The sequence below is a fragment of the Erwinia plantamica genome, from assembly GCF_043420595.1.
Taxonomy (GTDB): domain Bacteria; phylum Pseudomonadota; class Gammaproteobacteria; order Enterobacterales; family Enterobacteriaceae; genus Erwinia; species Erwinia aeris.
The window spans coordinates 64,075-76,721 of the sequence record NZ_JBGCUC010000021.1; the positions used below are offsets into that span (position 1 = coordinate 64,075).

Here is a 12,647-nt window from a genome sequence, read left to right on the forward strand (position 1 = left end):
CTGTGCGCATTATGAACAAGCTTTGCTATCGCATTATCTTCAATAAAGTTCGCGGCATGCTGATGGTGGTGCCCGACATTGCCCGTAGCGGCTACGGCCATCTTGCCCGTCGCCGTCAGCGCAACTCGCGTACGGAAAAGCCGATCCGTATCAGTCCACTTAGTTTCGCGCTTTGGCTGGCGGCTGGGGCGGTTAGCCTGCCTGCGCAGGCTAATATCGTTGCCGACAGCAGCGCGCCCGGCAACCAGCAGCCGACGGTGATGTCCACCGCCAACGGGCTGCCGCAAATTAATATCCAGACGCCGAACGGCCAGGGCGTCTCGCGCAATCAATACAGCCAGCTCGATGTCGGCGAGCGCGGTGCCATTCTGAACAACAGTCATCAAAACACGCGCACCCAGCTGGGCGGCATGGTGGCGGCTAATCCCTGGCTGTCAAAGCAGGAAGCCAGCGTCATCCTCAATGAGGTCAACAGCCGTAATCCCAGCCAGCTCAACGGCTTTATTGAAGTGGCCGGAAAGCGGGCCGCGGTGGTTATTGCTAATCCCGCAGGGATAACCTGCAACGGCTGCGGTTTTATCAATGCCAGCCGTAATACCCTGACCACGGGCCAGCCGATTATGGAAAACGGCCAGCTGAAAGGCTTTGACGTGAACGGCGGGCGGATCAATATCGAGGGCAAAGGCTTAAACGACAGCGATGCCGATTACACCCAGATCGTCGCACAGTCGGTAGCGGTAAATGCCAGGCTGCACGCCCGAGAACTGAACGTTGTTACCGGACGAAATCAGGTAGCTACGGAAGGTAGCGTAACCACGGTGAAAACCAGCGACGCGACCGCTCGCCCAGCCTATGCGCTCGACGTCGCCGCGCTTGGCGGCATGTATGCCAACAAAATCACCCTGACCGGCACCGAAAAAGGGGTTGGTGTACGCAATGCCGGCGAACTGGGCGCCGGCGCGGGCGAACTACGCCTGACCGTAGATGGCCGGCTGGAAAACAGCGGCACGCTGCAAAGCCAGGCCGCTTTGCAAATCGCTACTCAGGATGACCAGACCAACAGCGGCAGGATCCTGTCACAACAGGCGGTCACGCTGGCCTCTAACGGCACCCTGCATAATGACGGCACCATCGCCGCAAAAGGCAACGTGACGCTGACCGCCAACGGGATCGAGAGCAATGGCGGAAGCGCGCTGGCAGCAGGGGTTGATGACAGCGGCGCGCTGACGCAGCCCGGCAGCCTGGTTTTAACCAGTCAGGGCGAGCTGAAAGCGCAGGGCAAAAACCTGGCACGCGATGGGATCCAGGCGCACGGAAGCCGGGTCGATTTGGGTGGCAGCCAGACTGCGGCGGATGGGATAGCGCTAAGCGCTACCCAGGGCGACATCAGTACCGCAGGCGCAACGGTGACTGGCAAAACGGTGCAGATACAGGCCGCTACCCGACTGAATAACGATGACGGTCAAATATCAGCCGGAAAGCTGGTCGTTGCTGCCCGGGACATCAGTAACAATCGCGGGCTGCTGCGTCAGCAAAACAGCGAGGCGCTGAGTCTGGACAGCGGGCAAATCCACAACAATCAGGGCACGATTGTTAACGCAGGCGATACCCATCTTAAAGCGCAACAAATTGAAAACCGCAGCGGGCTGATTGCCGGTAACGGTCATGCGCTTTCGCTGGATGCTCAGCAACTTGATAATCAGCAGGGGACTATACAGCTGGCTGGCGATGGCGCACTGACGCTGACTGCCTCGCAGCTTAATGGCAACCAGGGCGCGCTGCTGTCGGCCGGGGCGCTGGATCTGAAAGGCGGGCGGCTCGATCTCTCACAGGGGCATACTCAGGCGCAGGCGGTAACGCTGTCGGCGGAAACGCTCGATCACCGCCAGGGCCTGCTTTCCCAGCGCGGCCCTGGTGAAATGACGCTGTCGCTCTCTGGCGCGGCGGACAATCAGGATGGTCGCATGGAAAGCGGCGGCAGTCTGCGCATTGCTTCCGGCAGTCTGGATAACAGCCGCGGCACGCTGCTGGCGGCTCAGGGCGATCTGCTTCTGACCGCGGGCGAAGCGCTGAACAATAATCAGGGCGAACTGCTGGCCAACCGGGATCTGCGCCTTGCCGCAGCAAGTCTGGATAATCAGCAAGGACGCATTTCCGCGACGGGCGGCGAAGCGCAGCTAAAAACGGATCGGCTTATCGACAACGATCGGGGGCGGATTGAAGCCAGCCAGCAGCTGACGGCGCAAAGTCAGGGAGTGAATAACCACGGCGGCACGCTGCTGGGCGATCGCATCGCAGTGGCTACGCAGCAGGGCGATTTTATCAACGCCAGCGGCAATGTAGTCGCGCAGGACACGCTCAGCCTGTCGGGCGGCGCGACAGATAATCACGCGGGCCTTATCCAGTCCGGTCACGATCTGACGATTGATACGCACGGACAAAAGCTGATCAACAGCGACAGCGGTAAAGGCGGCATCCTGAGTGGCGGCACGCTGACCCTAACCAGCGGCGAGACTGATAACCGTGGCGGCATCATAGCCGCACAGGCGGCTGGTATCGCCAGCGGCGCGCTGACGAATACCGACGGTACTGTGCTGGCAGATCGCACACTTTCTCTTACCACCGGCGCGATGGATAATCAGCGGGGCCTGTTGCAGGCGGGTGAGGATCTCTTGCTTGATACGCAGGGCGCAGCGCTTGATAACCGCGACAGCGGCGAACGAGGCGGGATCGTCTCTCGTGGCGATCTCAATCTGGCAACCGGGCGGATCCTGGGCGATCGGGGTACGATCCAGGGGCGGAACGTTGTTATCGACAGCCATGAGCAGGCGTTTGACCATCAGGACGGCAGCCTCAGCGCGAAAGAGAGCCTGCGGCTGAACAGCGGCGAACTGAACAACCGCGCGGGACGTATTCAGTCCGGCGGTGATATGCAGCTTGATACGCATGGCCGTACGCTTACCAATCAGCAGAGCGGAGCGTCGGGCGGCGTCATCGCGGGCGGCGAGCTGAGCCTCAACAGCGGCGATATAAATAACGACGCTGGCATGTTGGCGGCAGCGGGCAATATCCGGCTGCACAGTGGCGCGCTGAGCAATATTGACGGCACGCTGGCTTCAGACGGATCGCTGACGCTAACTGGCGGCGCGGTAGATAATCAGCGTGGCCTGATCCAGGCGGGCCAGGCATTATCGCTCGATACCCAGGGCGCAGCGCTGACCAATACCGACAGTGGCCAGAAAGGCGGTATTGTCTCCGCAGGCGATCTGCTGCTCAACACCGGGCAAATCAACGGCAACCACGGCGTGATGATTGGGCAGAATGTCACAGTCGACACGCATCGGCAGACCTTTGACCATCAGCAGGGAGAGCTGGGCGCGCGGGGCGCTTTGCAGCTGGATACCGGCACGCTGAACAACCGCGCCGGATTGCTGGAATCAGGGCAGGATCTGCGGCTGGATACCCAGGGTAATCCCTTTATTAATGAAAATGGCCAGCTGATCGGCGGCGGCACGTTAACGCTTCACGCTGGAGAGATAAATAATCAGCAGGGCACGATCGTTGGCAAAAACGCGACCCGGCTTACCGGCGGAAACCTCAACAACCGCGCAGGTACGCTGAGCGGCGGTAAGGGGGAGCTGACTCTGACCGCAGGAGAAATACAGAACCAGGGCGGCCTGTTACAGGCAGGCAGCGATCTGACGCTGGACACCCAGGGGCAGGCGCTGATTAATACCGACAGCGGCAACCAGCACGGCATTGTCGCCTTGGGTAATCTGGATCTGCGCAGCGGCGGGGTTAACAACCAGACCGGTTTTATCGCGGCGGGCAATCTGGCGTCGCTGCAGGCCGCCGATTTGAACAACGTTCAGGGGCAGCTGGCCGGCAACGGCGGGTTGACCTTTAGCGGCGGAGCCTTGAATAACACAGACGGCAAACTGCAATCTGCGGGCGATATCGCGATTGATACCACAGGGCAGACGCTGATCAATCAGCGCGGCCTGATTGCCGGTTCTGGCGCGACCCGCATCGACAGCGGCGCGCTGGAAAATCAGCAGGGACAGATCCAGGGCGGAAAAGATCTGACGCTGGCGCTGGGCCAGAATGCGCTACAAAATCAGAGCGGCAAACTGTTTTCCGCCGGAACGCTGACGCTGACCGCGGGGCAGCTTGCCAATCAGTCCGGCCAGCTACAAAGTGTGGACGCCGGACGGTTAACGCTTTCTCAGCAGCTTGATAATAGCGACGGCCTGCTTCAGAGCGGGCAGGGGTTGACTATCACCACGCCACGCCTGCTCAATCAAAACACGCAGAAGAGTGGTAAGGGCATTGAGGCCGGAACGCTGACGGTACAGGCAGACACGCTGGACAACAGCAAAGGCGCGCTGAAGGCAACGGCCATGCTTTCGCTGACCGTGCGGCAGGCGTTGGAAAACCTCAACGGGCTGATCTCCTCCGCCGGTACGTTGATTGTTCAGGATGCCGCTCAGGGACAGGCGCTGAGTATTAATAACCGTAAGGGCACGCTGATTGCCGATAAGCAGGCCCAGATCGGTGCCGCCTCGCTGAGCGGCGACGGGCAGGTGCTGTCACAGGGTGATTTGGGCATTACGCTGGCGGGCGACTTCCATAATGCTTCCCAGGTTAAAGCCAACGGCACGCTGCGGCTGGCTACGGGCGGCAGCCTCACCAATGACGGCACCATCAGCGCGCAGCAGGCGCTCTGGCTCTCTGCCCCCAACGTCACTAACGGCAAAAAAGGGGAAATCAGCGCGCAGGAAACGCACGTCACCGCTGCGGATACGCTAAATAACACCGGCCTGATAGACGGCACGCTGACGCACCTTGTAGCCAACGTGCTGAATAATACCGGCACCGGCCGCATTTTTGGCGATCGTATAGCCATTGCCGCTACGGTGCTGAATAACCTCAGCGACGGCGGCAAAGCGGCTGTGATTGCCGCACGGGATCGCCTCGATCTGGCTGCGGATACGGTGAACAACCGCGACCATGCCCTGATCTACAGCGTTGGCGATATGCATATCGGTCGCCAGCTGGACAGCAACTATCAGGCCATCGGGCAGGGGCGGCAGCTCAATAACGACGGGGCGACTATTGAAGCCGGACGGGATGCGGCGATCGCCATGGCCGAGGTCAACAATACCAACCGTAACCTCACCACCAAAACGGTCACCACGGAAAACGCTCAGCATCATGATGCGGTGCTGAAAGGCCATACCGATCGCTTCGACTGGAGCGAGGTGGATACCAGCCATAAAAATAAATATAAGGTGCACAGCGCGCGCATGCCGGACGGTACCAGCGGCAGCGAGTTTTATGAGTACACCTATCAGCGGGTGGTAAAGGAAACGCAGATCAAATCGAGCGATCCGGGCAAAATCCTGTCCGGCGGCAACATGACCTTTACCGCCGATCGCCTGTTCAATCATGACAGCCAGATTGTGGCTGGCGCCACGCTGGGTGGGCAGATTGGCGATCTGGATAACCAGGCCACGAAGGGAACGCGCGTCACGACGGATAACGGCAAAGTGGTGCGCTGGTACGCCAAGAAAAAGAAAAAGAAACTGGGCGGCACCAAGACTTCTCAAGGTAAAAGTAGCAGCAACTATCGTCCGGCTGCCGTAACGGAAACCATCGACCTGAAAACCTTTGCCTGGCAGGCGAACGCGGCGCCACAGGGCAGCGGCTATCAGACCGGCAACCGACAGCAGCAATCGGTAAGTATTCAGGCGGGGCCGGTCGGCACGATTAACGGCCAGCAGGCGGCGACGGCGGTCGCGCTGACGCCGTCTGGCGATACGGCTTCGCAACCCGTTATCGCACCGCGTTACGACAGCACCCTGACGCTGGACAAGCTGGCCGGGCAGAAGGATCGTCCGCTGCTGTTGCCAGCCGGGCAGCAATTCTCACTGACGCTGCCCGCCGCGGTGGTTAACGGACAAAGCATTACGCCCGTTATCCGCGCCGTTTCGGCGGATACGCGTCTGCCGGACAACAGCCTGTTTTCGCTTCAGCCTGCCAGCGACAGCCACTACCTGGTGGAAACCGATCCGCGCTTCGTTAATCAGAAGCAGTGGCTGGGCAGCGACTATATGCAGAACGCGCTGTCGACGGACGGCAGCCAGACCCTCAAGCGACTGGGCGACGGCTATTATGAACAGCGCCTGGTACGCGATCAGATTACGCAACTGACCGGCAGTCGCTATACCGCGGGCTACAGCAATGATGAAGATCAGTTCCGCGGATTGATGAATAACGGCGTGGCTTTTGGTAAAACATACCAACTGACGCTCGGCGTGGCGCTGACGCCCGCGCAGATGGCGCTGTTGACCAGCGATATCGTCTGGCTGGTTAACCAGACGGTCGCGCTGCCGGACGGTACGCAGCAGACGGTGCTGGTGCCGCAGGTCTATGCGAAGGTAAAAGAAGGCGATCTTACCGGCGACGGCGCGTTGCTCGGTGGCGGTAGCGTGGCGCTGAATGCTCAAAAGGATATTACCAATAGCGGCACTATCCACGGGCGTGAAGTGACGCAGCTGACGGCGCAGACGCTGACCAACAGCGGGTATATTGACGGTAATCAGGTCAGCCTCAGCGCTCGCCAGGATATCGCCAACCTTGGCGGCACCATCAGCGGTGATAAATCTGTTTCGCTGCTGGCGGGACGCGATATTACCAGCCAGGCGACGCTGCGGGGCGACGGCACGGACAGATGGGTGGATCGGCCTGCGGGCATCTACGTGCAGGGTTCCGACGGCAAGCTGTCGCTGAGCGCTCTGCATAACATCACGCTGGCGGGTAGCGATATCGCTAATGCGGGTGAAAACGGCACCACACAGATCCGCGCGAGCAACGATCTGACGCTGGGCACTGTCTCCACGCAGCACAGTGAAAACGACAGCTGGGGCAGCGATAATTATCGTCGTCTTTCGCAGCAGAACGATGTCGGCACACGAATTACTACCGCAGGCGATTTGCAGCTCAGCGCGGGGCAGGATATTCATTCCCGCGCCGCAGAAGTGACGGCTGGCGGTACGCTAACGGCCAGCGCCGGGCGCGATATCACTTTAGGCACCGGCAACAGCAGCACCGATCTGGTCGAGCACAGCAAGCAGAGCAGCAAAGGGCTGCTGTCCGCCAGCAGCCTGGAAACGCACGACGAGGTACACGATCGTCAGGGGATTAGCACCACGTTCAGCGGCGACAGCGTACAGCTTCAGGCAGGCCGCGATCTTACCGTCACCGGCAGCAACGTGGCGGGCACGCAGGATGTGACGCTGAGCGCAGGACAGGATCTGAAAGTCACCACCGCGGCTGAATCCCACCAGGAAAATCACCAGCGCGAAGAGAAAAAATCGGGCCTGATGGGCACGGGCGGCATCGGCTTTACCGTCGGCCAGGCGATGCAGAAAAGCACCACTGACGCGGACGGCGCGCTCAATAAGGGCAGCACGATTGGCAGCAGCGACGGCAACGTGACGCTCAGCGCCGGTAACCAGCTTAACATCCACGGCAGTGACGTCATTGCCGGTAAAGATCTGACGCTCAGCGGCAGCGACGTGGCGATTACGGCAGCGGAGAACAGCCATACCGCACTGACCAGAACCGAGCAGAAGCAGAGCGGCCTGACGCTGGCGCTTTCCGGCACCGTGGGCGCTGCGCTGAACACGGCAGTCAGCGTGGCGCAGACGGCGCAGGATACCGGCGACGGCCGCCTGAAAGCGTTGCAGAACACCAAAGCGGCGCTGAGCGTCGCCCAGGCGGAGCAGGCGTATGAACTGGATGGCGCGCAGACCGCTGCGGCAACCGCACATAATGATGCGCTGGGCCTGAAGCCGGGCGATGAGGGCTATCAGGAAGGCGCGACCAACACCGTAGGCGTTAACCTCTCTTACGGCAGCCAGTCGTCTAAAAGCGAAACTCGCACGGAGAGCCATCAGGCGCAGGGCAGCTCGCTGGGCGCGGGCGGCAACGTGCAGGTAACCGCCACCGGCGCGCAGCCGGGCAGCCGGGGCGATATCACCGTGCAGGGCAGCCAGCTGCAGGCGGGCGGCGACATGACGCTGGCGGCGAAGAACGATATCAGCCTGCTTTCCGCGCAGAACAGCGAGCGAACCGACAGCAGCAACAGCAGCAAGGGCGGCAGCGTCGGCGTGGGGCTGACCGCCGGTTCCGGCGGCACCGGCCTCAACGTCTCGGCCAGCGTCAACGCGGCAAAAGGGCGCGCTAACGGCAACGGCCTGACGCACAGCGAGACGACGCTGAACGCGGGCAACGGCCTGAGCCTGAACGCCGGACGCGACACGCTGCTGCAGGGCGCGCAGGTCAGCGGGAACAGCGTGAAGGTGGACACCGGGCGCAACCTGACGCTGACCTCGGAGCAGGACAGCGACCGCTACGACAGCAGGCAGCAGAGCGCCAGCGCCGGAGCCAGCTATACCTTCGGCGGCGGCGGTGGCTCGGCCAGCGTGAACCTGAGCCGGGACAAGATGCACAGCAACTGGCAGAGCGTGGCCGAACAAACCGGCATCTTTGCGGGCAAGGGCGGCTTTGACGTGACGGTGGGCGACCACACGCAGCTGAACGGCGCGGTTATCGGCTCGACGGCAGCGGCGGATAAAAACCGGCTGGATACGGGCACGCTGGGCTTCAGCAGTATTGAAAACCACGCGGACTATAAGGTCGAACACCAGAGCGTGGGCATGAGTACCGGCGGCCCTATTGGCAGCCAGATGCTCGGCAACCTGGCCAGCACGATGCTGGCGGGCATCAACGGCGGCGGCAGCGCCTCGTCAGTGACAAAGTCGGCGGTGAGCGAGGGCGCCATTACCGTTCGCAACGGTGAGAAGCAGCAGCAGAGCGTGAACGACCTGAGCCGCGACGTGGCGAACGCCAATCCGGGTCTGGATAAAATCTTCGACAGGGAGAAAGAGCAGCGGCGGGTGGAGACGGTGCAGGCGGTGGTGGATATCGGCCTGCAGGCCAGCGATATCGTGAGGACGCAGGGCCAGATAGCGGGCGAGAAGGCGAAGCTGGACCCGAAACTGCTGGCGGCAGCGAAGACGCAGCTGGAAGAAAAAGCGCGGCAGAACGGGGTGAAAACGGCGCCCGGCTACGACGATATAGCGAAGCAGGCTTACACTAATGCCATGGCGCCGTGGGGAACGGGCAGCGCCCTTCAGCAGGGCATCAGCGCGGCGACGGCGGCGGCCTCGGCGCTGGCGGGCGGCAACGTGGCGGGAGCCGTTGCGGGCGGTGCAGCGCCGTACCTGGCGGAGCTGATACATAAAGCGACCACCACCACGGATGCAAACGGCAAAGAAGTGGTTAACGTTGAGGCAAACCTGATAGCGCACGCGGTGCTGGGCGCGGCGGTGGCGCAGGCGTCGGGCGGTTCGGCGCTGGCGGGAGCGTCAGGCGGCGCGGCGGGCGAGTATATCGCGCAGCAGCTCTATCCGGGCGTTGACCGTGCAGACCTGAGCGAGGAGCAGCGTCAGACCATCAGCGCGCTGGGGACGCTGGCGGCGGGGCTGGCGGGCGGGCTTGCCGGGGACAGTGCCGGCGGTGCGGTGACGGGCGCGCAGGCCGGGAAGAATGCGGTTGAGAATAATGAATTGTTTAATCTGCCCTCAGGATTCAACAGCTACGGTAATGCAGCAGTAACCTTGGGAGAAACAATGATGAATTCAGGAGCTCCAGCAGAAAAAGTCAGTGCAGCACTGAGTAAAAATGCAAAAGGTGACTTGCCAGAAAGTGCGAATATTACAAAAGTTATCGTGAATGGTTATAAGGATGGTGTGCTGATTGCAGGAGCGGCTTACTTAGGCCCTGTTGCAAGTGTCGGAAAAGTCGTGACCGGTGCAACGATAGCTGAAATAGCTAATGGTACTTATCAATGGTTTGATATCAATAGCAAGAAGAATCAGAGCCTGCCTGAATATCAGCGAAAAACATGGGATTACTGGGGAAGTGCTTCTGCGGCTGTTACCGGGGCGCTGGCTCCAGGACGTGGGGTAGGAGCCAACTTAGGGATCTCCCTGGGAGGAACTGTGTTTACTGATGGGCCTGATGAGGGTGCCTTAACTGGCACAAGCGCTGGATGGGCGTTTGGTACAGCAGTTGGCCTGATTGCACCACCGTTATTTAACCCTGTTTTAGGCTCAGGTTCTGCCCCTGTCGGTGATATTATAGGTGCAGTAGGAGGAGAATTTATTAGTAATGCTACAAAGGATGGGATCAATGAAAAGAAAAAATAAGCCAACTATAATTTTACTATTTTTAAGCATCGTATACATGATTTTCTGCTGTTTAATTTTCTTTTCTTTGGCTATGATAATTATACAACTACTCATTGACCATAAATTGAGTATTGATCAATCAGATATTGAACATGTTTTGGCTGCAAGTATCATTGCGGGAACAGCTGCGGCTCTGAGAGCGTGGATTTTCGCGAAGATAGACGAGAAAAAGGCCCGAAAATCTCCTCCATCTGATCCTCAGTAATTAGCGATCCCGACCACCAAGTTGGGATCTTTTTTACCGCTTAGCTTTTCCTGAGCAGCAACGCTGGGCACGCCGGTCGGAGGCTTGGCGGAAGAAGGCGCGGGCAGCGCGGTGACCGGGGCGCAGGCCGGGAAGAATGCGGTTGAGAATAACTCGCTGAGTGGAGATAACGCCCGTCAGTCAGTCAAAGAAAGTTCGGAATGGTGGAAGAAACAGGCACGCGGCAAGCTGGGTGAAGGCACGGCATCAGCTACAGCAAACAGCAATTATTAATGCTATTGCGGATAGCGGCGATACGGCAACAGGTTCAGCGGATTATGTTGCCGATGCGGCAATGGCGCTGGCTTCGTGTGCAACGGGTAACGGCTACTGCCCGCAAGCATTGAATAACCTGTCCGGGAAAACCAGGTGGTAGTTGAAGATGGACGTAAAATATCAGAGTGGAGCACTGATTTAAAAAGTGTCTTTGATTTTTACAACAGCCTTAAAGAGTAAGTAAAACATGGTTGTCAGCCTTGGTTTTTTAGCCATGTTTATATCTATAGGGAAATGCAATGAACTATTCGTACATAATAGCGAACGCACCGACAGGGAAAAAGCCGTAAGGGCGATGATGTGTGGATAGATATAAGCTATAAACTGAAGCAAGTTTCAAAGGACAACGACCGCTGTGCCAGCAGATAACCAGCGCGGGCGGCAGCCTCATCTTCACGGCGAGTGATAAAACAATTTTTAATGACGTATCGGCAAGAAATTTAGTACAATCCCATCTCAAATACAGGGATTTAATCAACTCAGTAAAAAAGGGAATGAGTAATGAAAGTAAAAATTACCGCATTGGCATTAGTTTGTAGTGGCCTGTTGGTCAGCACCGGCGTATTGGCTGACAGCCATACTTTGTCGGTTGGCTATGCACAGAGCAAGGTCGAAGATTTTAAAAATATTCGCGGCGTCAACGTTCAGTACCGCTATGAATGGGATTCACCCGTCAGCATTATCGGTTCCTTTAGCTATATGAAAGGCGATGACAGCTATTCTGAAAGGGTTGAGGCTTTTGACGATATTAGCGGTTATGATGGCAAAACGGATGTGAAATATTACTCGTTTATGGCTGGCCCGGCCTTGCGTATTAACGACTACGTCAGCCTCTATGCCCTTGCCGGTATGGCGCATACAAAAGTAGAAGACAAAACAACCTATCTTTCTGCGTATTCAGAAGAGGATAATGCAAGCAAAACGTCGTTTGCTTATGGTGCTGGCGTGGCTATTAATCCGACAGACTATATTTCCGTAAATATCGGTTATGAAGGCACGCGCGTTAAATTCAATGATGACGTAGCGATAAACGGTTTTAATATCGGTCTTGGGTATCGTTTCTGATTTCTCCCTGTATGAACCCCGGCTAAACTGTCGGGGTTTATTACCTCGAATAGCTATTGAAACGAAATGATTCAATTAACAATGAGCGTAGAAAATGTTTTTTGGTGATCCTTATCGTTTTGCCATTTTTGCTGAATGTATTCCTGACTGGAATCCTCCTTCAGGCTCTTTCTACAATGGGCTTTTCTACTACAGTATTGACGGCAACTTTTTCCCGCAGGATTTAAGGACGGCAACGCTCTGTGTGGATGTTAATACACTCCTGGATCCCGCTAATGCCCTGTACACGCCGCCGATAAATGCAGAGGTGTTCGCTATGCCCGCGCCTGACGCTTTCAAATATTTATATAGTCTGACCTGGCCAGAAAGCACGGCAGAGGAGGAGTACCCGGAAGGGGATCCTGTTTACCGTGCAGATACAGAAAATATTTCCGAAAGCGGCGCCTCTGTTTTTGCTGTTTCCGATGGCAAGATGGTCAGGATCCTGGCAGCCAGAATGCAGCGCCTTGTGCAAAAAAAGGATAGCGACCGCTATGAATGGGTCGATAAAAAGGCACTGAACATTGCTGAAATCACCCTTGCCAGCAGTGAAATAGCGGCAATTCTGGATAAAATAAAAAATTATTATTCTTCCCTTACGCCATTACCTGAATAAGCTTGTCCTGACAAGCCAGCAAGCCAGCAAGCCAGCAAGCCAGCAAGCCAGCAAGCCAGCAAGCCAGCAAGCCAGCAAGCCAGCAAGC

The 12,647-nt window shown here is 58.0% G+C and carries 5 protein-coding genes; all 5 read left to right on the forward strand.

Going from position 1 to position 12,647, the window contains the following annotated elements; genetic code table 11:
- Window positions 1–11: 11 nt before the first annotated feature.
- The 5 genes from AB3U87_RS19160 (at window position 12) to AB3U87_RS19180 (ending at window position 12,559) form a co-directional block, all read left to right on the forward strand.
- Window positions 12–10,277 (forward strand): hemagglutinin repeat-containing protein, encoded by a 10,266-nt coding sequence (locus tag AB3U87_RS19160; RefSeq protein ID WP_394150124.1) that lies wholly within the window; start codon window positions 12–14, stop codon window positions 10,275–10,277.
- Complete coding sequence (locus tag AB3U87_RS19165) at window positions 10,261–10,524, forward strand: hypothetical protein (RefSeq protein ID WP_394150126.1); 264 nt, start codon at window positions 10,261–10,263, stop codon at window positions 10,522–10,524. Before AB3U87_RS19160 ends, AB3U87_RS19165 begins: the two co-directional genes overlap by 17 nt.
- An 84-nt stretch (window positions 10,525–10,608) precedes the next feature.
- Window positions 10,609–10,797 (forward strand): VENN motif pre-toxin domain-containing protein, encoded by a 189-nt coding sequence (locus tag AB3U87_RS19170; protein ID WP_394150127.1) that lies wholly within the window; start codon window positions 10,609–10,611, stop codon window positions 10,795–10,797.
- 543 nt (window positions 10,798–11,340) lie between these two features.
- Window positions 11,341–11,904 (forward strand): Ail/Lom family outer membrane beta-barrel protein, encoded by a 564-nt coding sequence (locus tag AB3U87_RS19175; protein WP_394150129.1) that lies wholly within the window; start codon window positions 11,341–11,343, stop codon window positions 11,902–11,904.
- 94 nt (window positions 11,905–11,998) lie between these two features.
- Complete coding sequence (locus AB3U87_RS19180; RefSeq protein ID WP_370733913.1) at window positions 11,999–12,559, forward strand: immunity 42 family protein; 561 nt, start codon at window positions 11,999–12,001, stop codon at window positions 12,557–12,559.
- Window positions 12,560–12,647 lie beyond the last annotated feature (88 nt).